23 protein-coding genes and 2 tRNA genes are annotated in these 25,409 nt (G+C 44.4%); 4 read left to right on the plus strand and 21 right to left on the minus strand.

What is annotated here, in order from left to right:
- Nucleotides 1-2 precede the first annotated feature (2 nt).
- The gene (locus AC3CKG_RS13220; RefSeq protein ID WP_102485280.1) at nucleotides 3-701 is read left to right on the plus strand and encodes a hypothetical protein; all 699 of its coding nucleotides are present in this window, start codon (nucleotides 3-5) and stop codon (nucleotides 699-701) included.
- Here AC3CKG_RS13220 and AC3CKG_RS13225 read toward each other — a convergent pair.
- The 6 genes from AC3CKG_RS13225 to ubiT all read right to left on the minus strand — a co-directional run bounded on the left by AC3CKG_RS13225 (nucleotide 698) and on the right by ubiT (nucleotide 5,397).
- Entirely contained in the window at nucleotides 698-1,528 is an 831-nt protein-coding gene (locus tag AC3CKG_RS13225; RefSeq protein ID WP_281053388.1) for a LysR family transcriptional regulator, read from the minus strand. The genes AC3CKG_RS13220 and AC3CKG_RS13225 overlap by 4 nt on opposite strands.
- Before the next feature lie 106 nt (nucleotides 1,529-1,634).
- Nucleotides 1,635-3,215 carry a peptide chain release factor 3 gene (gene prfC, locus AC3CKG_RS13230; protein ID WP_012604694.1) on the minus strand — a complete coding sequence of 527 codons (1,581 nt, stop codon included), beginning with the start codon at nucleotides 3,213-3,215 and terminating at the stop codon, nucleotides 1,635-1,637.
- A 171-nt stretch (nucleotides 3,216-3,386) separates the two neighbouring features.
- Nucleotides 3,387-3,842, minus strand: coding sequence for a ribosomal protein S18-alanine N-acetyltransferase (rimI, locus tag AC3CKG_RS13235; RefSeq protein ID WP_488528462.1), 456 nt, complete (start codon nucleotides 3,840-3,842; stop codon nucleotides 3,387-3,389).
- Nucleotides 3,835-4,233, minus strand: a complete 399-nt coding sequence (locus tag AC3CKG_RS13240; protein ID WP_281053619.1) for a DNA polymerase III subunit psi — start codon at nucleotides 4,231-4,233, stop codon at nucleotides 3,835-3,837. The genes rimI and AC3CKG_RS13240 overlap by 8 nt, the downstream gene beginning before the upstream one ends.
- 149 nt (nucleotides 4,234-4,382) lie before the next feature.
- Nucleotides 4,383-4,886 (minus strand): GNAT family N-acetyltransferase, encoded by a 504-nt coding sequence (locus tag AC3CKG_RS13245; RefSeq protein ID WP_488528463.1) that lies wholly within the window; start codon nucleotides 4,884-4,886, stop codon nucleotides 4,383-4,385.
- The gene (gene ubiT / locus AC3CKG_RS13250; RefSeq protein ID WP_065103009.1) at nucleotides 4,870-5,397 is read right to left on the minus strand and encodes a ubiquinone anaerobic biosynthesis accessory factor UbiT; all 528 of its coding nucleotides are present in this window, start codon (nucleotides 5,395-5,397) and stop codon (nucleotides 4,870-4,872) included. Before ubiT ends, AC3CKG_RS13245 begins: the two co-directional genes overlap by 17 nt.
- A 257-nt stretch (nucleotides 5,398-5,654) precedes the next feature.
- On the opposite strand from ubiT, the gene AC3CKG_RS13255 reads away from it, so the two are divergent.
- From AC3CKG_RS13255 to AC3CKG_RS13265, 3 genes are all read left to right on the plus strand, one after another.
- Entirely contained in the window at nucleotides 5,655-7,694 is a 2,040-nt protein-coding gene (locus AC3CKG_RS13255; RefSeq protein ID WP_102326203.1) for a bifunctional diguanylate cyclase/phosphodiesterase, read from the plus strand.
- 180 nt (nucleotides 7,695-7,874) lie between these two features.
- Nucleotides 7,875-8,888, plus strand: coding sequence for a ubiquinone anaerobic biosynthesis protein UbiU (ubiU, locus tag AC3CKG_RS13260; RefSeq protein WP_016784927.1), 1,014 nt, complete (start codon nucleotides 7,875-7,877; stop codon nucleotides 8,886-8,888).
- Nucleotides 8,889-8,906: 18 nt separating this feature from the next.
- Nucleotides 8,907-9,785 (plus strand): U32 family peptidase, encoded by an 879-nt coding sequence (locus tag AC3CKG_RS13265; protein ID WP_065103007.1) that lies wholly within the window; start codon nucleotides 8,907-8,909, stop codon nucleotides 9,783-9,785.
- A gap of 86 nt (nucleotides 9,786-9,871) precedes the next feature.
- On the opposite strand, the gene AC3CKG_RS13270 is transcribed toward AC3CKG_RS13265, so the two are convergent.
- From AC3CKG_RS13270 to folP, 15 genes are all read right to left on the minus strand, one after another.
- Nucleotides 9,872-11,209, minus strand: a complete 1,338-nt coding sequence (locus AC3CKG_RS13270) for an MATE family efflux transporter (protein WP_017108763.1) — start codon at nucleotides 11,207-11,209, stop codon at nucleotides 9,872-9,874.
- 94 nt (nucleotides 11,210-11,303) lie between these two features.
- Entirely contained in the window at nucleotides 11,304-11,711 is a 408-nt protein-coding gene (locus AC3CKG_RS13275; protein ID WP_029223253.1) for a MarR family winged helix-turn-helix transcriptional regulator, read from the minus strand.
- 150 nt (nucleotides 11,712-11,861) lie between these two features.
- The gene (gene nlpI, locus AC3CKG_RS13280) at nucleotides 11,862-12,785 is read right to left on the minus strand and encodes a lipoprotein NlpI (protein ID WP_017106944.1); all 924 of its coding nucleotides are present in this window, start codon (nucleotides 12,783-12,785) and stop codon (nucleotides 11,862-11,864) included.
- A gap of 124 nt (nucleotides 12,786-12,909) precedes the next feature.
- Nucleotides 12,910-15,030: a polyribonucleotide nucleotidyltransferase gene (gene pnp, locus AC3CKG_RS13285; RefSeq protein WP_009847538.1), complete on the minus strand. Its 2,121-nt coding sequence runs from the start codon at nucleotides 15,028-15,030 to the stop codon at nucleotides 12,910-12,912.
- Nucleotides 15,031-15,409: 379 nt separating this feature from the next.
- A complete protein-coding gene (gene rpsO, locus AC3CKG_RS13290) occupies nucleotides 15,410-15,679 on the minus strand; it encodes a 30S ribosomal protein S15 (RefSeq protein WP_004734493.1) in 270 nt (89 codons plus the stop codon).
- 218 nt (nucleotides 15,680-15,897) lie between these two features.
- Nucleotides 15,898-16,851 carry a tRNA pseudouridine(55) synthase TruB gene (gene truB / locus AC3CKG_RS13295; protein ID WP_076672203.1) on the minus strand — a complete coding sequence of 318 codons (954 nt, stop codon included), beginning with the start codon at nucleotides 16,849-16,851 and terminating at the stop codon, nucleotides 15,898-15,900.
- Nucleotides 16,851-17,264, minus strand: a complete 414-nt coding sequence (gene rbfA, locus AC3CKG_RS13300) for a 30S ribosome-binding factor RbfA (RefSeq protein ID WP_017106942.1) — start codon at nucleotides 17,262-17,264, stop codon at nucleotides 16,851-16,853. Before rbfA ends, truB begins: the two co-directional genes overlap by 1 nt.
- 134 nt (nucleotides 17,265-17,398) lie before the next feature.
- Entirely contained in the window at nucleotides 17,399-20,089 is a 2,691-nt protein-coding gene (gene infB, locus AC3CKG_RS13305) for a translation initiation factor IF-2 (protein WP_017108758.1), read from the minus strand.
- A 22-nt stretch (nucleotides 20,090-20,111) separates the two neighbouring features.
- Nucleotides 20,112-21,599 (minus strand): transcription termination factor NusA, encoded by a 1,488-nt coding sequence (gene nusA / locus AC3CKG_RS13310; RefSeq protein ID WP_065103003.1) that lies wholly within the window; start codon nucleotides 21,597-21,599, stop codon nucleotides 20,112-20,114.
- Nucleotides 21,600-21,634: 35 nt separating this feature from the next.
- Nucleotides 21,635-22,090, minus strand: a complete 456-nt coding sequence (rimP, locus tag AC3CKG_RS13315) for a ribosome maturation factor RimP (protein WP_004734501.1) — start codon at nucleotides 22,088-22,090, stop codon at nucleotides 21,635-21,637.
- Between the two features lie 235 nt (nucleotides 22,091-22,325).
- Nucleotides 22,326-22,402, minus strand: a tRNA-Met gene (locus tag AC3CKG_RS13320).
- A gap of 53 nt (nucleotides 22,403-22,455) precedes the next feature.
- A tRNA-Leu gene (locus AC3CKG_RS13325) sits at nucleotides 22,456-22,540 on the minus strand.
- 16 nt (nucleotides 22,541-22,556) lie between these two features.
- On the minus strand, nucleotides 22,557-22,889 hold the full coding sequence (gene secG, locus AC3CKG_RS13330; protein ID WP_029223252.1) for a preprotein translocase subunit SecG: 333 nt from the start codon (nucleotides 22,887-22,889) through the stop codon (nucleotides 22,557-22,559).
- Nucleotides 22,890-23,134: 245 nt separating this feature from the next.
- A complete protein-coding gene (glmM, locus tag AC3CKG_RS13335) occupies nucleotides 23,135-24,475 on the minus strand; it encodes a phosphoglucosamine mutase (RefSeq protein ID WP_065110834.1) in 1,341 nt (446 codons plus the stop codon).
- A gap of 22 nt (nucleotides 24,476-24,497) precedes the next feature.
- On the minus strand, nucleotides 24,498-25,328 hold the full coding sequence (gene folP / locus AC3CKG_RS13340) for a dihydropteroate synthase (protein ID WP_488528464.1): 831 nt from the start codon (nucleotides 25,326-25,328) through the stop codon (nucleotides 24,498-24,500).
- Nucleotides 25,329-25,409 lie beyond the last annotated feature (81 nt).

Consider the following 25,409-nt stretch of genomic DNA (forward strand, 5'->3'; position numbering starts at 1 on the left):
ATATGAAACGCCTTCTATTAATACTTGCTTCCACTTTTCCTTTTCATTCATCTGCAAATGACACCCTTGTTGAATCTATTGAGCGTTTTACCGATATCTTTGGTATTAGCTTTTCCAAAGTCGATGATTCCACAGTAGCAACGCTCGATGCTAACTATAGAATGACGGATGACTTTCGCGTCTTTGGCGATATTGATACCGACTTAAACTGGGAAGTTGGAGTCGGCTATTCATTCTGGCAGGGGAGTACTTACTATACCGAAAATACATTTAAAGCGAGTGAAAACAAACTCACCACAGGGATCTTTGCGGCTAAATTACTGCATGAAGATTGGACGCTGATCGGTGATATTAATTACAACTACAAATTCGAACAAGAGCAATGCTATGACTTCCGCAACCTAATCTGTACTCCATCAGACTCTATAGAATACAGTGCAGGCTTAATGTGGAGCCCTGTAAAATATGCTGATCTCTTGCTTAAATACAACCAAGAGATTGGGGTAAAGAATAACGAGTACTATCTAGATATCCCAGCGACTGGAAATAGAATCAGCCAATCAGATAAAACAAATCTCCAGTATTATGAGCTGGTCACTTTTATTAACATTAAATATCTAAAGCCCTCTATAACGTACTCATACTTCCCAGAAAACACTGATAAAAACTATGTGGAATTCGGTCTAGCCTTCGATTTCTAGCTATTTAATAACTGTTTGAGCTCATCTCTCAGCTCTTGATGTTGCCCATTAGTTTGATACTTCTTGTGATAGAAAAATTCGAATTCCACCGGGCGCATCGCAAATGGAGGTTCATGAATTTGTAAACCGATGGTTTTAGCCAAATGGATCATGCTAACCGGAACCGCAGCAATGTAGTCAGTTCCTTTTACCGCTAAGATCAAGTTAGTTAGATTTCGAACTTCAATTGCCACATCACGTGTGAAGCTCTTTTCGGAAAGAAAGTCGACTATTTGAGTATCTTGTCGAAGTAACTTCAAGGTTACATGCCGTGCTTCAAGAAACTCATCCATCGAAATCTTCTCACCAAATTTACTGTTCTCAGGATCACTCATAAGAAGCAATCGATCAGTAGTTGCAAATTCAGACGCTAAACTTGACTGTTTAGGTAAACCAGTATCGACCACTAAATCTACTCGGTTGAGTCGAATATCCTCGATAACATTCTCTACAGAAATTGGAGATTCAACCAGCTGAACACCATTGAGCATGGGCATTTTGTGGAGCAGATTCGCAGGCATATAAACCGTAAAATCACGTTTTCTTGATACAGCCCCTTCCATCAACTCTAAAGCATCAGATAATTGACCAGCCAGTTTGTGAGCCATTGAAGTTGGTTCTATAGAACGCCCAACTCTTACGAACAACGCATAACCTACGACCGCTTCAAACCTCTTGATTGCAGCACTAACCGCAGGTTGAGTTAACTCTAACGATTCAGCAGCTTTGGTTATCGATCTTTGTTGATATACAGAGAGAAATGGCTTTACTAAATTGAGATCAAACACGCTTTACTCCATCAAAACGGTGTACCCTTAGTGTAACAAAAAAGCCGAATGCTAGAAGCAATTCGGCTTTAATATTATCCAACAATGTTATCTAGAGCTGACGCGATTAGTGCTCGCGCGTCGCTCGGAACTGAACTTCTGGGAAACGTTCAGAAGCTAGGTTCAAATTCACCATGGTTGGTGCAATGTAAGACAGGTTATCACCACCATCTAACGCTAGGTTAGCTTGGCTCTTACGTTTGAACTCTTCTAGTTTCTTAGCGTCATCACATTCAACCCAACGAGCTGTTGCAACGTTCACACCTTCGTAAATCGCTTCAACGTTGTATTCCGCTTTCAAGCGCGCTACAACCACATCAAACTGAAGTACACCAACTGCACCAACGATCAGATCGTTATTTTGCAAAGGACGGAATACTTGAACCGCGCCCTCTTCAGAAAGCTGAACTAAGCCTTTTAGAAGTTGCTTTTGCTTCAGTGGATCGCGCAAACGAATACGACGGAATAGCTCAGGCGCAAAGTTAGGAATACCAGCAAACTTCAAGCTTTCGCCTTGAGTAAAGGTATCGCCAATCTGGATTGTGCCGTGGTTATGCAGACCAATGATGTCACCAGCGTATGCTTTTTCAGCACGCGCACGGTCACCCGCCATGAAGGTTACCGCATCTGAGATACTCACGTTCTTACCAGTACGAACATGGTTCATCTTCATACCTTGGTCGTAAGTACCCGATACGATACGCATGAATGCGATACGGTCACGGTGTTTTGGATCCATGTTTGCTTGGATCTTAAAGACGAAACCAGAGAACTTTTCTTCAGTAGCTTCAACATCACGCTCATTCGCTTGACGCGTTTGAGGTGCTGGAGCCCATCGAGTTAGGCCGTCAAGCATATGGTCAACACCGAAGTTACCCAATGCAGTACCGAAGTAAACTGGAGTCAACTCGCCAGCAAGGAACAGTTCGTGATCAAACTCAGGACATGCGCCAATAACCAATTCAAGCTCTTCACGAACGCTGCTCGCCAGATCTTCGCCAACAGCTTCGTCTAGCTCAGGGTTATCTAGACCTTTGATGATACGAACTTCTTGGATCTCATGGCCGTGGCCAGATTCATACAAGATCGTTTCATCACGGTGAATGTGGTAAACGCCTTTAAACTCTTTACCACAACCGATAGGCCAAGAGATTGGAGCACAAGCCATACCTAGCTCGCTTTCCACTTCATCTAGCACTTCCATTGGGTCACGAACATCACGGTCAAGTTTGTTCATAAACGTTACGATTGGTGTATCACGTAAACGCGTTACTTCCATCAGTTTACGAGTACGATCCTCGACACCTTTAGCAGCATCGATAACCATCAAACAAGAGTCAACCGCAGTTAGTGTACGGTACGTATCTTCCGAGAAATCTTCGTGTCCAGGAGTATCGAGTAGGTTTACTAGGCAATCGTTGTATGGGAATTGCATTACCGACGTAGTTACCGAGATACCACGTTCTTTTTCCATCTCCATCCAGTCAGATTTAGCATGCTGGTTAGAGCCACGGCCTTTTACGGTACCCGCTTTTTGAATCGCGTTTCCGAATAAAAGAACTTTTTCAGTAATCGTGGTTTTACCCGCATCCGGGTGAGAGATAATTGCAAACGTTCTACGTTTGCTCACTTCTTGTTGGAAAGACATAGTCGCCCTTTGCTGATCTAAAGCGTAAAAAGGGCAAGTAGATAATACTTGCCCTTGAATTCTGTGTGCGGATTATACAGAAAGCGTGTCACTTTCTAAAGGGTCAGTTTACACCCTATTTTGTGGCTAATTCTGTGGTTAGTTATTTAGTCGGCTAAAAACGTAACATGACTAGCTAAAAGACAGGAAAATATAGCTCATAATGATCGCATCTTCGTTGCCTTGCTTGGTTGGGTAATAGTTACGACGACGGTCAACTTCATTAAAGCCAGCCTTCTCGTAAAGATTAAACGCATTCACATTACTTTCGCGAACTTCCAGCCAAGCACTCTCAGCATCAGCTTGTTCACACATATCGAGAAAGTGCTCAACCAAAGCTTTGCCGTAACCTTTACCTTGCTGCTTAGGGTCAACCGCTATCGTCAGCAAAGTCACTTCACCGACAATGTTCTGAGCATAGAAATAGCCGACAACCTCTCCATCCACCTCTAAAACACGGTGACAGCCTCCACGGCTATTAAGATCACGGATCATGTTTTCAGACCAAGGATGAGAATGCGCGGTCTGCTCAATCTGCCAAATAGCGTCGAGGTGTTGTTCTGAAGTGGGTAATAATTGATTAGTCATAAGCACAAATTTGTTGCCATAAGTCGCGGCGATGTTGGTTATTACCGTTAATGTCAGACAGTAATGGAGATTGAAGTGTTTTTGCCTTCAGTTCATGGGCAGAGTCACAACCAGCAAACCATACCCATTCAACCGAACCTAAATCCACAGCAGACAAGTGTTGCGGTTGAAGGTGTAAAGCTTGAGATAAGTCGAGCTTGATACTTTTAAGTACGCGTTCAAACATCACGGCGAGTTCTTCCTGAGGTTTTTCAGGCGAAACCAATAGTAACTTGCAGTCGCTCGATAGCGGAATCAATTCAGATTCGTAGCCAGCCAAGCGCTCTGGATGACTAAGCTCCCATTGGCTAATGCCCATCTCTTGTAGGTATTGTGCGTGTGTTTGTGACATATCTAGCGGTGTAACCTTAGGTTTATTGGTCTTGTTAGAGCGAACTGAAAATAAGCTCATTGGGGCTGATACTAACAAAAAATAAAGGAGCATCAAGCTCCTTTATTTAGACTAAATCAGTTTGCATCACATTGCTTAGTGAATAAGGCCTATAAGTCGTTAAACTCAGGGCTATAAGCAACCTTACCCGAATGGCCAGCAAGTACGCCGTCGACTAACTCGATAGCTTGGAAGGCACCTTCAGGTACATCCCAAATGCAGCTAAAGCCAAACTCACTTGCGGCTTTAAAACCAAAACGACCGTAGTAAGCAGGATCACCGAGCACAACACAGGCTGGGTATCCAAAATCAACCAAAGTAGAGAAAGCTTCTTCAACCAAAGATTTTGCGATGCCTTGGTTTCTGCACTCTGCTTTTACCGCTAAAGGAGCCAGGCCTTGCCAGTTGTGGTCTTCGCCATCAAGCGTCACAGGGCTAAACATCAGGTGACCAACCACCTCACCGTCATCTGAACAAGCCACCAGCGACAAGGTTAAATGACTATTCTCACGTAAGCTCATAACCAAATTAGCTTCTGCATCCGTTTCAAAAACAGATTTCAATAAACGATCAATGACAAGTATATCTGCCGGTGCTTCAGTTCGAATAAGCATTCATTACCTCACTTTGTGTATCTGGGGATTGTACTCCCTTCTGCACAAAATCAGCTAATTGATTTAACAAAGTTTTCATAGGAGTCGGCAATAAGTCCAAATCTACGCTATCCATCAAGTTTTTGACCTCTAAACCGAGCTCAGTATCCCCCTCAATCGACAGTCGACGCTGGAAGAAAAGCGTATCTGGGTCTTCTTTACGCCCTGCAATAAGCACAAGATCATTAAGGTTACCGCTAAAGCTTACATCTTCAGAAACCTCTTTATCAGCTACAACTAGTTGCTCATTTTGGTAGCTAATACACCAACTTAATCCCATATCCTTGATCGAAACTTTAAGCCACTTATCTTCAAGGAACTCAAAGTCACCGTCTTCTAGAGCTTCTTTGAATACACTTTTCAGCGCTTCCAACAAGGCTCTTTTTTGTACTGTTTTAGGCAATAACTGGACTGGAGATCGCAAAATTGATGCGGCATTTTGAACTAGTTGAGTGCGAATCTTGTTTATCACGTGACTTATCCGTAACTTTGTCAATAATATGGAATGCATCATAAATGATGTTAAAAACTCAGTTACTGTTATGTATCAAATTTACTCCTCTTTGATACTCGACCTTTAATATCCTGAAAATCACAGTTATAGTAACTCAGGTAATGAGAATTACAGCGAATCGCTGCGCTCACAGGTAGATACCAATAATTACACACAAGTAATAAGTATTTATCTATAGTGAATATTCAAGCTCTTGGAGAATTGGTAGTACTTTGATGCCTCCCCAGCAACTACAACATTGGTTTACTCAGTTAACTGCGAACAGTCCGTTCTTTTTTGCAGTTCTTGATGCTCAACATAATTACCTTATGGTTAATGAGCGTTACTGTGATATTGCTGGTTTAACTCAAACTGAGCTTACAGGCATGAATGATCGCCAAACCTTAGGCGAGCAATTCTATCAACACCTAAAGCCTTATTATGAGCGCGCATTCAATGGTGAAGCGATTGAAGCTGAAGTCACTCTCAACGAGACTGACCTCGATACTAGCCTTCATTTCAGTCTTGCTCCCCTCACTAGCGGCAACAAAACCGATTACATCGTCTTTCACGCCTTTGACACCTCAGAAAATCAAGTCCTCGTTCGCTCCCTAGAAGAATCTGAAGCGAAGTTCCACAAGCTATCTCAACTGCTGCCAGACGGGCTGCTTTTGGTTGAGAACGACTATATTTTGTCATCTAACCCTGCTGCAGCAAGATTACTTGGTTTCAACTCACCATCAGAGTTGCTAGGTGAAGAACTGGGCCGTCTGTTTATCGATGAACAAACCAAAACTGTCTTTAACAATAGGCTAAGTTCTATTATTTCCGAGTCGGGTTTGGTTTGTTTAACAGGGGCTCGATGTGGCTTTGAACGTAAAGTTCAACTTCATATCGATTCGACCGCAGTGCTAGGAAACAGTACACAATTAGTACTTATCCAAGATGCACAAGAAACAGCAAAGCAGTTTACTCCGGCAAACAGTGAAGATGCCTATATTGATGCGCTCACCAAACTCTACAATCGAGTAGGATTTACCAAGCGCCTTGAGCAATTCATTCACAACAATACACCCGTTGTGATGCTCTACTTAGACATTGATAACTTCAAAAATATCAATGACTCTCTGGGTCACCACATCGGTGATAAAGTCATCAAAGAAGTTGCATCTCGTCTTAAACGCCTACTCCCTCGTCAAGCGGTAGTTGGGCACCTTGGCGGAGACGAGTTTGGTATCATCCTGCCAGAGCCAGAACATCAACGAACACCTGAAGCCTTATCTGAAAAGATCATCGCTCTGATCAATCAACCCTTCGATCTTCACCATTTCAGTAAACGCTTAGCTTGTTCTATTGGCAGCGTTAGCTTTCCTCAAGATGGTACAGACGCACGTATCCTGCTGCAAAATGCTGATACCGCAATGTATGAAGCCAAAGATCGTGGTCGTAATCGCCTGATTAAGTTCAACGAACAGATGAACAAAGAAGCGCGTATGCGACTGTGGCTTGAGATAGAGCTGCAAAAAGCACTGCAACAAAATGGACTCGAGGTTTGGTATCAGCCGAAAGTAAATGCCCGTGATTTCACCATCAACGGCGCAGAAGCTCTGGTTCGTTGGAAGCACCCAGTTGAAGGCTACATCAGCCCTGCCGCATTCATCCCAGTAGCGGAACGTGCAGGTCTTATCGAACAGCTTGGTCGTGTGGTAATGCGTGAAGTATTTGCGACGGTTAAGCGTTGGAAGATGCAAGGTATCCTGCCTGGGCGAGTGGCGATCAACTTGTCTCCAGAACAGTTTGGTAACCCAAAGCTGATTGATTACGTTGAAAAGCTACTCCGTTCAACAGAGCTTGACCCAAGCGCGATTACTTTTGAGCTGACAGAAAGTGCTGTGATGAGTGACAGCGAACATACGCTACAAATGCTCAACGCTATCAAGAAATTAGGATTCGCCTTGTCCATCGATGACTTTGGTACAGGCTATTCATCGCTGTCTTACCTAGCTCGCTTCCCTATTGATGAGCTCAAGATTGACCGTGCATTTATCTCTGATATCGACACTCTGCCGAAACAAATTACAGTAATCGAAAACATCATCAACCTTGGTAAATCTCTCGATTTAACGGTGGTTGCAGAAGGTGTCGAAACCAGTGAGCAAGCGACGCTTCTATCAAACCTCAACTGTAGCTCCATTCAAGGTTTCCACTTCTATCGTCCTCAACCAAAACAAGACGTCGAAGAGCTGTTCGCACAAAACCGCCGTCATAAGAACTAATTAGACGATTCGAATACGTCATCCTCTGAAAGCTTAACCAACACATAAAACGGCTACTCGTCAGTACCTCAAACGGAGTAAAAGCAGATTTATCCATCTAAACCTGCCTTACATCAATTCCGTCATTCATAATTCTTCATAAAATGCTCGCTTCAATTTCATTCTACTGGTAGTGAGCAAATGGAACTCTTATGCCCAGCGGGTAACTTACCTGCTTTGAAAACCGCCATTGATTGCGGTGCGGATGCTGTCTATATCGGATTCAAAGACGATACCAATGCCCGACACTTTGCAGGCCTAAACTTTGCGGGTAAAAAGCTCGATCGCGCCGTGCAATACGTGCATGACCGCAACAAGAAAATTCACGTTGCCTTAAATACTTTTGCTCACCCAAATGGCTTCGAACGTTGGACCAATGCCGTAGACAACGCGGCAGCACTGGGTGTTGATGCGCTGATCATCGCGGATATTGCGGTTCTTGAATACGCAGCAAATAAATACCCAGATCTAGAACTGCACCTATCAGTACAAGCTTCTGCGACCAATGCAGCTGCGATCGATTTCTACCACAAGAACTTCAATGTAAAGCGTGTGGTATTGCCACGCGTATTGTCGATTCATCAGGTCAAACAGCTTTCTCGTAACATCACCTCTGACGTTGACCTTGAAGTATTCGCTTTTGGTAGTTTGTGTATTATGGCTGAAGGTCGTTGCTACCTCTCTTCATACATGACCGGCGAATCCCCTAACACGGTAGGCGCTTGTTCTCCGGCGAAGTATGTACGCTGGCAAGAAACAGAAACAGGCCTAGAGTCGCGCTTGAATGAAATCTTGATTGATAAGTACGTAGCAGGCGAAAACGCAGGCTACCCTACACTGTGTAAAGGTCGCTTTGAAGCGGACATCGATGGTGAACGCAAGCGCTACCATGCACTTGAAGAGCCAACTAGCCTTAATACGCTATCCATGTTGCCAGAGCTATTTGCAGCAAATGTTGCTTCTGTAAAGATTGAAGGCCGCCAACGCAGCCCAGCTTATGTAGAACAAGTGACTCGTACGTGGCGTGCGGCCATTGATCGCTACTTAGCGAATCCAGAACAATACCAAGTAGAACAAGCTTGGAATGCGACACTAGCGAACGTATCTGAAGGCACACAAACCACTCTTGGTGCTTACCACCGCAAATGGCAATAGCGCCAAATGGAGAACTCAATGAAATACGCATTAGGCCCTCTACTTTACTTTTGGCCAAAACAGGACGTTGAAAGCTTCTATGAGCAAGCAAAGTCTAGCTCTGCCGACATCATCTACCTTGGTGAAGCCGTGTGTTCAAAGCGTCGTGAGATGAAAGCCAAACACTGGATGGACATTGCCAAAGAGCTGTCTGCTTCAGGTAAGCAAGTGGTGCTATCGACGATGGCGTTATTGGAAGCGCCAAGCGAAGTCAACATCATGAAGAAGTACATTGATAACGGTGACTTCGCGATTGAAGCCAACGACGTATCGGCAATTCAATTAGCCAGCGAAAGCAAAGTACCGTTCGTGGTTGGCCCTGCGGTTAACACCTACAATGCACGCACTCTGAACCTGTTTTTGAAGCAAGGTATGACGCGCTGGTGTATGCCTGTTGAGCTTTCTCGTGAATGGCTGAGCAACGTCATGACACAATGCGAAGAGCTTAATATTCGTAATAAGTTCGAAGTCGAAGTGTTTAGCCATGGCTACTTACCGCTTGCTTACTCAGCACGCTGCTTTACCGCTCGCGCTGAAAACAAAGCCAAAGACGATTGCGAAACCTGCTGCATCAAGTACCCAACAGGTCTCCAAGTCGATAGCCAAGAAGGTCAGTCGGTTTTTAACCTTAACGGTATCCAAACCCAATCGGGTTACTGCTACAACCTAGTCAATGACCTGCCGAGCATGCATGACTTAGTCGACGTGGTTCGTTTGAGCCCGCTAGGTATCGATACCTTCTCTGAGCTCAACAACTTCAGAGCCAATGAGCATGGTCAAAAGCCAATGACCATTGAAAGCCGTCAATGCAACGGATACTGGCACCAACTTGCAGGTTTAGAAGTTAAGAACATCTAACTCCTCTCGTTGAATCAATCAGTAACAGAGACAAAAAAGGTCTAGCATTCGCTAGACCTTTTATCATTCAGTTCAATAAAAACGACCTACGCCGTCGCTGTTTCCAGCGGCGCAGCATCGAGCTTCTTTACATCTTTGTAGAGCATGATCATAACAACTACGCTTAACGCGATATTGGACAATGGATACGCTATCCAGATCCCCGGCACACCGTACAACTTAGGCATAATGTACAAGAAAGGTAATTGGATAAGCATGTTACCTATCGTCACAAACATCGCCTTACTGCCCTTGTTCACCGCTTGATAGTAAGCACCCGCTACCACTAAGAAGCCATCAAGCGCCAATGCAAACATGTGTAGTCGAATACCCAACACTGTGTACTCAACTAGCTGAGGTTCATCCGAGTTAAAGACGGAAACAAACTCACGTGGGAACGCGTTCAGCAACAACACAAACGCCACACCAATCAAGACAGAGCTCACCATCGCAATCTTCAGTAACTTACGAATATTCGCTTGATTGCGAGCACCATGGTTGTAACTCACTAAAGGCTGCATACCATTTGCGATGCCTTCCGCTGTGAGGTAATAAACCGTCACGATATAGCCCAAAATCGCGTAAGCACCAATCATCAACTGGTCGCCATATTGAGAGAACAAGGCATTGTGCAGCGCCACCATCATCGAACCATACGCATACATAAAGAAGCTTGATGTACCGATAGCGAAGATTTCAGGAATTACCGATAACTTCAATCTCAGTTCATTCCAACGTAAACGCAAGTTTGCTCGACGTGAAAAGAAGTAAGCCAGACCCAGACCTGTTACCACAAACTGAGCCATTGCAGTTGCCAATGCAGCCCCCTTCAACTCCCAACCAAACTGAGCGATAAACAGGTAATCCAATACAATATTGATCACCGCACCAACAATCATCAGTATGGTGGCTAAGTTTGGACTGTCATCGTTACGCAGTAAAAATGGCATCGCAATAGAGCCCAAGGTAAAAACACTTGCGCCAATTAGGATATGTAAGTATTGCAGGCCAAGCTCATACACTCGACCTTCCGCGCCCTGCCAAAGCAGAAAGTTATCAGCAAACAGAAATAACAATCCAGAGACAATTGGCGTTATCGCCAACAGCAAGGTTAGACCCGTTGCTAAGATCTGCTTAGCGCCTTTGGTGTCTTTTTCACCTTGGCGAATCGAGACAAGGGCACCCGTACCCACGCCCACCAGCATACCAATGCCGAGAATCGACCCAATAACAGGCCACGCGACGTTAATACCCGCAAGTCCATCAGCACCTACATAACGGCCGATAAAGATGCCATCTACCACTTGGTAAAGGCCGTTCACCAACATAGCCGCTACGGTAGGAATTGTGTATCGCCAGAATTGACGACTAATTGAGTTACTCATTTCTTACTCTACTTTCTTTCATCTATTGAGCCGCACTAAAATGAGATACGACTCTGAAAATTAGTTAACAAGGCTAACTAAATATTTAAACTAATTACTTCAACGCTTTATCTAACAGTTGATTCAACAGTTGGGATTCTTGCTCAGATAAACGGCTCTCAAGCGTTTGTGCCATCACCTGATAAATCTTGCTCTCTTCTTGCAAACCAATTTCAGCTTTCTTAGTTAAAATGACCAATTTAGATCGTGCATCCTCAAGCGAGGCTTGGCGCTCTACGAGTCCTTTTCTTTCTAGCCTTTGAACCATAGTCGTGGCAGAAGGTTTTGTCACCTGCATCTCAATAGCAAGGTCTGTTAGCCGAATAGGCTCTGGTGAAGCTTGAATGACCTTCAAATAATCGTACTCATTGAAGCTCAATTGGCAGATAGGATCTTCATTCACTTGAGTGCGCCATATCTTAGAAGCAAAGCGTTCAATTTTTTCTAGATTCTGATCCAGCATAGATTTCCAACCACAGAATTTACATTTAGTTAGCAAGGCTAACTATTTTAATGTTGTTTGATTTTAAAGCAACCAAAAACTAAACAACGCGCATAAAAAAACCGCTGACTGGCAGCGGTTTTTAATATTCTTACTTTCTTACTATGTCACTTACTTAGCGTTAGCTTCTTCTTCGGCAGCGGCCAACTTAGCTTGCGCTAAATGTTCAGCCTTAAGCGTACTAAAAATACGGCTTAACTCTAAGAAAGAGTAACGGTGTTCTACGTATTCATACACGTTAAAAGAAACCGCTAATTTGTACAAAGAGATAGCATTCGCGTAATCACCATTCATGTGGTGACGCTTAGCAAGGTAGAAGTACGTTTCAGTCAGGCGTTGAGCTAGGAGCGTGTTGTCGCGAGTCCCCGTTAGGATAGCTTTGAACGCCTGCTCTTCCGTAATATCGTCAAGCATGATCGCAACTAATACCCAGCCCCACTGCTCATCACGACTCTCGTAACGCTTTTGTAAATCAAGCTTCGCTTGTTCTGGCGTGAGTTCATGCTGAATGATGTAAAGCCACAGAGCGCGGAACGGATCGCTAGGATCATCGGCGTAGTGCTTCATCATCTCTTCATTGGCTAAGTCATAGCGCTCGCCATAGTAGAGTGCGATAGAACGATTTCGTTCTGCATATGAGTTTGCAGGATCAAGCTCTAACGTAGAATCAAAAGATTCATAAGCGGCATCAAACTCCCCTACTTGCGTAAAGTAAACACCCAAAAGGTTGAAGATATCAGGTTGAGCGGGGTTCAATGAAAGAGACTGATTGAAGTCAAGACGTGCTAAATCACGCAGGCCAACGCTGTCGTAGTAGTTACCACGCTCGAACAACATTTTAGCTCGAACTTCATCGTTCAAGTCTGGGCGTTGTAATAACTGACTAAGGCGCGCTATTTGCACTTCTTGCTGAACACTTGGTTGAAGCGGCACAGCCATTGGTGGATAAACCCAACGTGAGGTGTTATCTGATGTTGTCGCACAACCAGTTAGTACAAGCAGTAAACACATACTCGCGGTTTGAAACCATTTCACAAATAATTACTCCTGTTATGACCGCAATAAAAAAGGGGAGCGATATGCTCCCCTTTATAACATGCTTTTTTACCAATGGGTTAGAAATCACTAAAAAGCGATAGTCCCATTAATAGGCTAAGAATTACTCAGCAGCAGGTGCTTCGCCTTCAGCTGGCGTTTCAACTGCTTCTTTCATGCTTAGACGTACACGGCCTTGACGGTCAATTTCAAGAACCTTAACAGGAACTTCTTGACCTTCAGTTAGGTAGTCAGACACTTTCTCAACACGCTTGTCTGCGATTTGAGAGATGTGTACTAGACCATCTTTACCTGGAAGGATAGTAACGAATGCACCGAAGTCAGCTAGACGAGCAACTTTACCTTGGTAAATGCGGCCAACTTCAACTTCAGCAGTGATCTCTTCGATACGGCGGATAGCTTCTTTAGCAGCTGCGCCTTCAGTAGCAGCAATCTTGATTGTGCCATCGTCTTCGATTTCGATTGTAGTACCCGTTTCTTCACAAAGAGCACGGATAACTGCGCCGCCTTTACCGATAACATCTTTGATCTTATCAGAGCTGATTTTCATTGTGTGGATACGTGGAGCGAATTCAGAGATATCTTCACGAGCACCAGAGATAGCTTCATCCATTACAGAAAGGATGTGCTTACGTGCACCTTGCGCTTGGTTAAGTGCAATTTGCATGATCTCTTTAGTGATACCTTCGATCTTGATGTCCATTTGAAGAGCAGTGATACCAGCGTTAGTACCTGCTACTTTAAAGTCCATGTCACCTAGGTGATCTTCGTCGCCAAGGATGTCAGAAAGAACAACGAAATCGTCGCCTTCTTTAACAAGACCCATTGCGATACCCGCAACAGAAGCTTTGATTGGAACACCAGCATCCATAAGTGCTAGAGATGTACCACATACAGAAGCCATTGAAGAAGAACCGTTAGATTCTGTGATTTCCGATACAACACGAACTGTGTATGGGAATTCGTCAACAGAAGGCATTACTGCTTGGATACCACGTTTAGCAAGCTTACCGTGACCAATTTCACGACGCTTAGGAGAACCAACGAAACCAGTCTCACCTACACAGTATGGAGGGAAGTTGTAGTGTAGAAGGAAGTTGTCTTTCTTCTCACCCATTAGGCTGTCGATGATTTGTGCATCACGTTGTGTACCAAGCGTTGCAGTAACAAGTGCTTGAGTTTCACCACGAGTGAATAGAGAAGAACCGTGTGTACGTGGAAGAACACCAGTACGTACGTCTAGCGCACGAACCATGTCTTTTTCACGGCCATCGATACGTGGGTTGCCAGCAATGATGCGGCTACGTACTACATTTTTCTCTAGAGAACCAAGCATGCCGCGGATTTCGCGCTCATCTAGGTTTTCGTCTTGTGCAATTAGAGCTTCAACAGTGTCGTTCTTGATTGCGCCAACTTGCTCGTAACGAGCCATTTTCTCAGTGATCTGGTACGCGTCAGATAGACGAGTTTCAGCTTGCTCAGCAACCTTAGCTTTAAGCTCAGTGTTAACTGCTGGCGCTTCCCAGTTCCAAGATGGAGTTGCAACTTCAGCTGCAAATTCGTTGATCGCTTTGATTACAACTTGTTGTTGATCGTGACCGTAAACAACAGCTGAAAGCATTTCTTCTTCAGATAGGTTATCTGCTTCAGATTCAACCATTAGTACTGCGCCTTCTGTACCAGACACAACTAGGTCTAGTTTAGAGTTTTCAAGCTCAGTATTTGATGGGTTAAGAACAAGTTCGCCGTCGATGTGACCAACACGTGCAGCACCGATAGGACCATTGAATGGCGCACCAGAGATAGCAAGCGCAGCAGACGTTGCGATCATAGTGATCATGTCTGGGTTTACGTCAGGGTTGATAGAAACAACCGTAGCGATAACTTGAACTTCGTTTTTAAACGCACTTGGGAAAAGTGGACGAATTGGACGGTCAATCAGACGAGCTGTTAGCGTTTCGCCTTCAGAAGGACGACCTTCACGCTTGAAGAAACCACCAGGGATTTTACCCGCAGCGTATGTACGCTCTTGGTAGTTAACTGTTAGAGGGAAGAAATCTTGGCCTGCAACAGCTTCTTTCTTAGCAACAACAGAAACGAATACTGATGTATCGTCCATAGTCGCCATTACAGCAGCAGTAGCTTGACGTGCCATTACGCCCGTTTCTAGAGTAACGGTGTGGTTACCGTACTGGAACGATTTTACAACTGGTTTTTCAAACATTGTATATCCTTAGCTCTAAAGTCATGACTTTAGATTAAGTGAAGATTGACTCAAGATATTACCAATCGCGACTAGTGAAAAGAGACTTGGGAATGATGCTTCTTTGTATGAGTTCATACGCCGAATTAAGACCAAATCCGCCTTTGAATAGTCGCGACCTATTGGCCGACATCTGTGACTGTAACGTCTTGAGAGGTTGATTGCCCAGCGTCGAAAACGCATAGGCGGGCGTAGTATAAACTATTTTTATTAGGAGAGATATTTCCTATCAGAAAAAGCCAGATGATATTCTGTGCATCCGGCCAAACATTTTCTTACAGGCACAAAAAAAGGAGCATAAATGCTCCTTTTCTTCAAACTGTCTTTGCAGACATCGCTATTAGCGACGTAGGCCTAGACGCTTGATTAGGTCTTGGTAACGAGTAAGGTTTTTGCCTTTCAAGTAATCAAGAAGCTTACGACGGCTAGAAACCATACGTAATAGACCACGACGGCTGTGGTGATCGTGTTTGTGCGCTTTGAAGTGACCTTGTAGGTGGTTGATAGAAGCAGTAAGTAGTGCTACTTGTACTTCTGGTGAACCTGTGTCGCCTTCAGATTGTGCGTATTCTGCAACGATTGCTGCTTTAGTTTCTGCATTCAGAGACATAAATCTCTCCTGATAAGAGTAAGTTTATATTTGTAGCAGCCAATCTCTGATTCAGCCGCTACGCGAGCCGAGGATTATAGGGAAGTTTACGAGTTGGTGCAATAACAATCGAACTGATGAAAAACGAAAAAAGCGAGCCATTAAAATTAAGGGCTCGCTTTCTAATTTATTTACTCGTATTTCACGACTCAGCGCTAAGATCCGATTCTGTGTAAGCGCTACGCTTGTGGCTCTTCATCTCTGAAAACAACTAAACGCTTCGGTGCAACTCGGCCATCTTCGCCAATCTGAGCAACGCCAACAAACAGCTTCTCTTCACCGCTTGTCATGCGAACAGTACCTTCAGTAGGAGCGCCTGCGACTTGAACGGGCATACCGTGCTGAACAAGGTCAGTCAGTTCCGCATTCAAATTAACTTCAGGTAAGTCTTCTACAGCCGTGTCCATTGGCATTAGCAATGGATCAAGCAACTCTTTAGGTGCAATTTCTTGCGCTTGTGCTTGCTCTAGAATTTCGTTCAGCTGTTCCAAGGTAACCATGCGTTCATACGGGTACTTTGCAACACCAGTACGACGAAGCATTGTCACATGAGCACCACAACCTAGCATTTCACCAAGATCATCGGTGATCGTACGGATGTAAGTCCCTTTAGAACAATGCACTTCCATCTCAACTTCATCGCCTTCAAAGCGAAGTAGCTCAATAGAATATACAGTGATCTTGCGAGACTCACGAGGCACCTCGATACCTGCACGTGCGTATTCATACAAAGGCTTACCTTGATACTTCAATGCTGAGAACATTGATGGAATCTGGTCGGTTTCACCTTTGAAGCTTGCAATGCAGCGTTCAAGTTGCTCTTGAGTCACGTTGATTTCACGCGTTTCAACCACTTCACCATCAGAATCTGAAGTGTTGGTACGCTCACCAAGCTTAGCGATAACAACGTAGCGCTTATCAGAATCTAATAGAAACTGAGAAAACTTCGTTGCTTCACCAAGACAAATTGGCAGCATGCCAGTCGCAAGAGGATCCAGAGCACCGGTGTGCCCTGCTTTCTCTGCAAAGTAAATGCGTTTTACTTTTTGCAGTGCATCATTAGATGAAATACCTGTCGGCTTATCTAACAGAATTACCCCGTTTATAGGGCGACCTTTACGACGGCGAGCCATTACTCTTCGTCCTTAGACTGAGTATCCTCAGTACGGCCTGCTTCTTCTTGCTTACGCTTGTCGTCGTTCAATACTTCGCTAACTAGGTTAGACATACGCATGCCTTCAACCAAAGTGTTGTCGTAAGTAAAGCGAACTTCAGGCGTTAGACGGTGACGAATACGCTTACCAAGAGCCATACGAACTGGCACTTCATGCTCTTTAAGAGCAGCAAGACATGATTCAGGTGTTTGCTCACCGATACATAGGAAAGTCACGAACACTTTTGCGTAAGCAAGGTCACGAGACACTTCTACATCTGAAATAGTTACCATACCAATGCGTGAGTCACGAACTTCACGTTGTAGGATAAGTGCTAGCTCTTTTTGAAGCTGCTGAGACACACGTTGTGTGCGGCTAAATTCTTTTGACATTTTCTTTTCTCACTTAGAAAGATGGGGGGCTTGGTAATTACCAGCCCCCCATGGTGTATTCAACAACCGATTACTTATTACCTTTACTAGTAATGTTAGTAACCTTAGTCAATATGTCGAGTCGTACAGACTGATTAGTCTAGAGTACGTTTAACTTCAACAATTTCGAATACTTCGATCTGGTCACCAACGCGAACGTCGTTGTAGTTCTTAACGCCGATACCACACTCGTAACCATTTTTAACTTCTTGAACGTCATCTTTAAAGCGACGAAGTGACTCTAGTTCACCTTCGTAGATAACAACGTTTTCGCGAAGTACGCGGATTGGGTTGCTACGCTTAATAGTACCTTCAGTAACGATACAACCAGCGATTGCACCAAGTTTAGGCGACTTAAATACGTCACGAACTTGAGCAAGACCAATGATCTCTTGACGGAATTCAGGAGCAAGCATACCGCCCATTGCCTGTTTAACTTCGTCGATCAGTTGGTAAATGATTGAGTAGTAACGTAGATCTAGGTTTTCATTCTGAACAGTACCACGCGCAGTTGCGTCAGCACGTACATTGAAACCAAGGATGATAGCGTTAGAAGCTGCTGCAAGCGTTGCATCAGTTTCAGTAATACCACCAACACCAGAACCTACGATGTTCACTTTAACTTCGTCAGTTGACAGTTTCAGTAGAGAGTCAGCAATCGCTTCTACAGAACCTTGAACGTCAGCTTTAAGTACAACGTTAAGTTCAGCAACTTCACCAGCCGTCATGTTCGCGAACATGTTCTCTAGTTTCGCTTTTTGTTGGCGAGCTAGTTTAACATCACGGAATTTACCTTGACGGTAGTTTGCAACTTCACGCGCTTTACGCTCATCACGTACAACCGTTGCTTCATCACCTGAAGCAGGAACGCCTGAAAGACCTAGAATTTCTACAGGGATAGATGGACCTGCAGTTTCGATGTCTTTACCGTTTTCATCACGCATTGCACGAACACGGCCGTACTCTTGACCACAAAGAACGATGTCGCCTTTGTTTAGAGTACCAGACTGTACTAGTACTGTTGCAACTGGACCACGACCTTTATCAAGACGAGATTCAACAACAACACCAGATGCCATGCCTTCTTTAACCGCTGTAAGCTCAAGAACTTCAGACTGAAGAAGGATAGCTTCTAGAAGACCATCGATGTTTGTACCCTGTTTTGCAGAGATGTGAACGAAGATGTTCTCACCGCCCCATTCTTCAGGGATAACGTCGTATTGAGCTAGCTCATTCTTAACGTTGTCTGGGTTTGCACCCTCTTTGTCGATCTTGTTCACAGCAACAATCAGAGGAACGCCTGCCGCTTTCGCGTGCTGGATTGCTTCGATTGTTTGTGGCATTACGCCATCGTCTGCTGCAACTACAAGTACAACGATATCTGTCGCTTGAGCACCACGAGCACGCATAGCAGTAAACGCCGCGTGTCCTGGAGTATCAAGGAACGTGATCATGCCGTTGTCAGTATCTACGTGGTAAGCACCAATGTGCTGCGTGATACCGCCAGCTTCGCCAGAAGCAACGTGTGCTTTACGAATGTAATCAAGTGTAGAAGTTTTACCGTGGTCAACGTGACCCATGATAGTAACAACAGGAGCACGACCTTCTGCGATAGCATCGCTATCACGGTCAGCTAGCACTGCTTCTTCTAATTCGTTTTCTTTGCGAAGGATAACCTTGTGGCCCATTTCTTCAGCAACAAGTTGTGCTGTTTCTTGGTCGATCACTTGGTTGATAGTCGCCATAGCGCCCATCTTCATCATCACTTTGATAACTTCAGTTGCTTTAACTGACATTTTGCTAGCCAGTTCAGAAACAACGATAGTTTCGCCGATAGCAACATCAGATTTAGCAACAGTTGCTGACTTATCGAAGCCTTGTTGCATTGAAGTTGGTTTAGCTAGCTTACCTTTACCGCCACGACCACGTTGGTTACGACCACCACGGTTGTTGCCAGGTTGAGCTGCTGGAGCAGGTTTCTTCTTGCGACGACGAGGAGCTTTCTCATCTTTTTTATCAGCCGCATCTTCTGCTTCACGAGCATAAGTAGAAGTAGTCACATGGTAATCCGCAGATTTCTCTTGCTCTTTCTTCTTCTTCTCTTCTTCAGACCAACGTTCTTGGTTTTCTTCTGCTAACTTACGAGCTTCTTCAACAAGCTTAGCTGCTTCAGCTTCTGCTTTACGAGTTGCTTCTTGCTCTTGACGAGCTTTTAGTTCATCCGCTTCTTTTTTCGCTTGTGCGTTAGCGTCTGCATTTTTTGAATTCATGTCTTTTTTAGCCTTATCAGCTTGTGCGCGTTGAGCCTTCTCTTCAGCATCACGTTTTGCATCCGCTTCACGTGTTACTTTTGCTTCGGCTTCGCGCTGTGCTTTCTCTGCAGCATCACGTTTCGCTTGCTCTTCAGCATCGCGTTGTGCTTTCTCTTCCGCTTCACGATTAGCTGCATCCTCAGCCTCACGTTTCGCTTCATCTTCAATAGCGCTGCGCTTCACGTAAGTACGTTTTTTACGTACCTCTACTTGAACATCCTTACTCTTACCGCCTCCAGCGGCAACACTTAGCGTGCTGCGGGTCTTGCGTTGAAGAGTTAAACGAGTCGGTTCTGTTTCACCTGAAGTATCGCCGTGCTCCTTTTTAAGGTGCGTTAGCAATGTTTGCTTCTCTGAATCAGTCACTTGATCCGACCCTGCTTTCTTCATGCCTGCATCAGCAAGTTGTTCAATTAAGCGGTCAACTGGCGTACCAATCTCTTCACTCAGTGCTTTAACTGTTAATTGTGTCATACCGCTCTCTCTCCTTGCTGAATTATTCTTCGTCGCCGAACCAACAGATGTTACGCGCAGCCATAATCAGCTCGCCCGCACGTTCTGCAGTTAGGTCTTCGATGCCTTCTAGTTCATCAACGCCTTGGTCAGCTAGGTCTTCCAATGTAGCAACGCCTTTTGCAGCTAGCTTGTAAGCCATTTCACGCTCAAGACCTTCAAGTGCAAGTAGGTCTTCAGCAGGCTCAACACCATCGAAAGTTTCTTCTTTCGCTAGCGCTAGAGTAGTCAGTGCATCTTTTGCGCGGTTACGTAGTTCTTCGACGATACCTTCGTCTAGACCGTCCACTTCAAGAAGCTCGTTTACAGGAACGTATGCTACTTCTTCAAGCGTAGAGAAACCTTCTTCAACAAGCATTTGAGCAAAGTCTTCTTCGATGTCTAGGTGCTTCATGAAGTTTTCAATTGAAGCAACAGCTTCTTCTTGGTGCTTCTTCTGAAGATCTTCAACAGTCATTACGTTCAGTTCCCAACCCGTTAGTTGAGATGCTAGACGTACGTTTTGACCGCTACGACCGATAGCTTGCGCTAGGTTGTCAGCTTCAACCGCGATGTCCATTGAATGTGTATCTTCATCAACGATGATAGATGCCACATCAGCAGGAGCCATTGCGTTGATTACGAATTGCGCCGGGTTATCGTCCCAAAGCACGATATCGATACGCTCACCGCCAAGGTCGTTAGAAACAGCTTGTACACGTGCACCACGCATACCAACACACGCACCAACAGGGTCAATACGTTTGTCGTTTGTTTTAACAGCGATTTTAGCACGAGAACCAGCGTCACGTGCAGCACCTTTAAGTTCAATTAGCTCTTCGCCAATCTCAGGCACTTCAACGCGGAATAGTTCAGCTAGCATTTCAGGCTTAGAGCGAGTAATGAACAACTGGAAGCCGCGAGCTTCTGGCTTAACTGCGTATAGAAGACCACGAACACGGTCACCTGGACGGAAGTTTTCACGAGGAAGCTGGTCATCACGAAGGATTACCGCTTCAGCGTTGCTACCTAGGTCTAGGATAATAGTGTCACGGTTTACTTTCTTAACAACACCAGTAACTAGCTCACCTTCGTTATCGATGAACTGCTCAACGATTTGAGCACGTTCAGCTTCACGTACTTTCTGTACGATAACTTGCTTAGCCGTTTGAGTCGTAATACGGTCAAACGTTACTGATTCGATGTCATCTTCAATGAAACCGCCAAGTTCGATCTCTGGGTCATCGTACTTCGCAGCTTCAATAGAGATTTCTTTTGTTGGGAATTCAACTTCCTCAACAGCTTCCCAACGGCGGAAAGTTTCGAAATTACCCGTTTTACGGTCAATTTCAACACGAACTTCGATTTCTAGTTCGCTTTTCTTTTTTGTTGCCGTTGCAAGCGCGATTTCAAGCGCTTCAAAAATACGCTCACGAGGAACTGCTTTCTCATTAGAAACAGCTTCTACTACCGCCAAAATTTCTTTGTTCATTAATCTAGCCTCTTAAGCTCATCTCTCTAGGAGAACTAAAATTTAGGGATCAGGTTAGCTTTCGCAATATTGCTCAGGACGAATTCTTCTTCTTGTCCTTCAACCAATACTTTTACTGTCTCGCCTTCAATAGATTGGATATCACCTTTCCATTTACGACGGTTGCCGACAGCCATTTTCAAAACGATGCTTACCTCGTGACCAATAAATTGTTGGTAATGCTCTGCTTTGAACAGTGGTCTCTCTAAACCTGGTGAAGAAACTTCAAGGTTATAAGCCACTGAAATTGGATCTTCAACGTCCATTACGGCACTTACTTGGTGACTAACTTCAGAGCAATCGTCTACATTGATACCATTTGGTGAATCGATGTAAATACGTAGCGTTGAGTGCTCACCAGCACGAATAAATTCTAATCCAACTAACTCATAACCTGATGCTGCTACTGGAGCGTCAAGCATTTCAGTAAGTTGTCTTTCTAAACCAGTCATTTAACCACTCCAGAAACAAAAAAAGGGCTCAAAGCCCAATTTAAATTCCAAGCAAACATTATCTAAATTGCATTTACAAATGCTTAGATAACAAAAAACCCCGTATAAGCCGGGGTTTTTGTTGCTGGACCCTTATATGTTAAGTGTCATCATATTTGATATTACACTTAACTCACAGTGAGGTTCACACTGTGCAAACTTGCTACCAATACATGCTATATAATAGCATTGAAATTGGTTGCGGGAGCCGGATTTGAACCGACGACCTTCGGGTTATGAGCCCGACGAGCTACCAAACTGCTCCATCCCGCGTCCGACTTGTGAGCATTATACGCCCAACAAGATGTTTTACAAGTTTGTAAACATGGTGCCGAGAGAGGGACTCGAACCCTCACACCCTAAGGCACTAGCACCTCATGCTAGCGTGTCTACCAATTTCACCATCTCGGCATCAAATCTTTGCAGATTATTGTGGAATCTCGTCGCCTTGCGCCGGAACTTCACTCACTGCATCTTCAGCTTGCTGAATTACCTGACCTTCAGTCGGGTTAATCCATTGTGACTCAGTTTTATGTGTAGACATATTACCAAGCACTAAGCTAAGGATAAAAAATGTAGTTGCAAAAATTGCAGTCATTCGGGTAAGGAAATTTCCTGAGCCACCAGCACCAAACACAGTGTTTGAAGCGCCAGCACCGAATGAGGCTCCCATATCTGCGCCTTTACCTTGTTGAATCAACACTAGGCCAATTACACCAAGCGCTGCCAACAGGTAAATCACAAGTAGAACTGTAAACATTTTTCCACCTATGTTCCTAATTGTTGAGCCAGCGCCGTTCAAAAAACTATTTTTAAGAACAAGGCTAGCGACCTCCTAACTGAAGGCCGAGCAATACTAGCGAATGCGACGATGACTGACAAGGGGAATTTGCTAAAAAATAAGCCTTTAACAAGCGAGTGGTTAAAAAAAGGGCAAAAGCGACACAAGTTAAACAAACTTAATCACGGGCATGATGATGCACGCCATTGCGATAAACTATTTAACTAGCAATTCGCTTTTACAGCATCAGCAATCTTAAGTGCAGATTTCTGAACAAGATCAGCATCTTCACCTTCAACCATCACTCGTAATAGTGGCTCTGTACCTGACTTACGCAGCAATACGCGGCCTTTCTCGCCAAGTTCAGCTTCCACTTCAACAACAGCCGCTTTAACCGCCTCTGCTTCTAATGGGTTTGAGTCGCCGCTGAAACGAACATTTTCTAGAACCTGAGGGTATAAAGTCATACCTTGAGAGAGTTCATTCAGTGTCATTTCGCTATCAACCACTGAAGCCAACACTTGCAGTGCAGCAACGATGGCATCACCCGTCGTTACTTTATCTAATAGAATCACATGGCCAGAGTTTTCTGCACCGATCTTCCAACCTTTAGCAAGAAGCTGCTCCATTACATACCGGTCACCTACAGCAGCACGTACAAATGGAATACCTAATTGCTTAAGTCCATTTTCCATACCAAGGTTCGTCATCAATGTACCAACAACCCCGCCTTTTAGTTCACCACGACGTAGCGCATCACGAGCAATGATGTAAGCAATTTGGTCGCCATCAACCTTGTTGCCTAGCTCATCAACCATAATGATACGGTCACCGTCGCCATCAAAGCCAAGACCTAGTGCTGCTTTCTCTTCAACCACTTTAGCTTGTAGAGCACGCACATCCGTCGCACCCACTTCATGGTTAATGTTGGTACCATTAGGCTCAACGCCCATTGCAATGACTTCAGCACCCAACTCTTTAAACACAGCAGGCGCAATGTGGTAAGTAGCACCGTGTGCGCAATCGACCACAATTTTCATTCCGGCTAATGTCATTTTGTGCGGGAATGTACTTTTACAAAATTCAATATAACGACCAGCGGCATCATTTAAGCGAACAGCTTTACCCAATGCTGAAGATTCCACGCACTCGATATCTTTGTCTAGTTCCGCTTCGATAGCCAACTCAATTTCGTCTGACAACTTAGTGCCTTCAGAAGAGAAGAACTTAATACCGTTGTCGTAATATGGGTTATGTGATGCAGAGATAACAATCCCCGCCTCAGCACGAAAAGTTTGTGTTAGGTAAGCAACAGCCGGTGTCGGCATTGGCCCCGTAAACGTTGCCTGTAGGCCCGCTGCAGCTAAGCCAGCTTCTAAAGCAGACTCAAGCATGTAACCAGAAATACGAGTATCTTTACCGATAATCACTTTCTTTGTGCCCTGCTTTGCTAAAACACGACCCGCAGCCCAGCCAAGCTTCAAAACAAAATCAGGTGTAATTGGGTACTGACCCACTTTGCCACGTACGCCATCTGTTCCGAAGTAACGTCTTTTATCAGACATATTGATTTTCCTTAATTATTATTTAGTGATTGTTGTTCATCACTTCAATTATCTTCATCGCTTCCAATGTATCTTCTACATCGTGAACGCGAATAATTTGAGCACCTTTCATCGCAGCAATGGTGGCGCAAGTAACACTTCCTACCATGCAATCTGCTGGTGCTTTATCTAGCAGCTTAAAGATCATCGATTTTCTCGAGATACCCGCTAAGATTGGCAAGCCAAGCGTATGAAATTTTTCAAGGTGCGCTAATAGGTGGTAATTATGCTCTATGGTTTTACCAAAGCCAAAGCCAGGATCTAAAATAAGTTGCTCTTTAGGTATACCTACGGACTCACAAGCCTCAACCCTTTCTTTTAAAAAGTCTTCAACATCCGTGAAAACATCGTCATAGCTAGGGTTAGCTTGCATGGTTCTTGGCTGGCCTTTCATGTGCATCAAACAAACTGGAACTTGAGCTTGAGCGGCAGCCTCTAAAGCGCCCGGCTCTTGCAGAGCTCGCACATCGTTGATCAAGTCAGCGCCCGCTTCAACGGCTTGACGCATCACTTCCGCTTTACTGGTATCAATAGAAATCCACACATCAAAATTAGCTCGAATCGCTTTAATTGCTGGTATAACCCTTGAGAGTTCATCTTCCAATGTAACTTCAGGCGCTCCCGGACGGGTAGATTCACCACCGATATCAATAATACTGACACCGGCTTTGATCATGCGTTCAGCTTGCTGTAATGCTTTCTCTAATGAGTTGAATTGACCACCATCAGAAAATGAGTCGGGAGTTACATTGAGGATACCCATCACATGCGGACGGTCTAAAAGGAGTGTTTTGTTGTTTGCTTGTAATATCATGGAAGGCAGGTCTTAAAAGGTTAAAACACTTTGCGCTATAAACAGAAAAACCCTGAGCGTACTCAGGGTTTTAATTAATAG

This window comes from Vibrio sp. QJM3NY_15 (genome assembly GCF_057785995.1).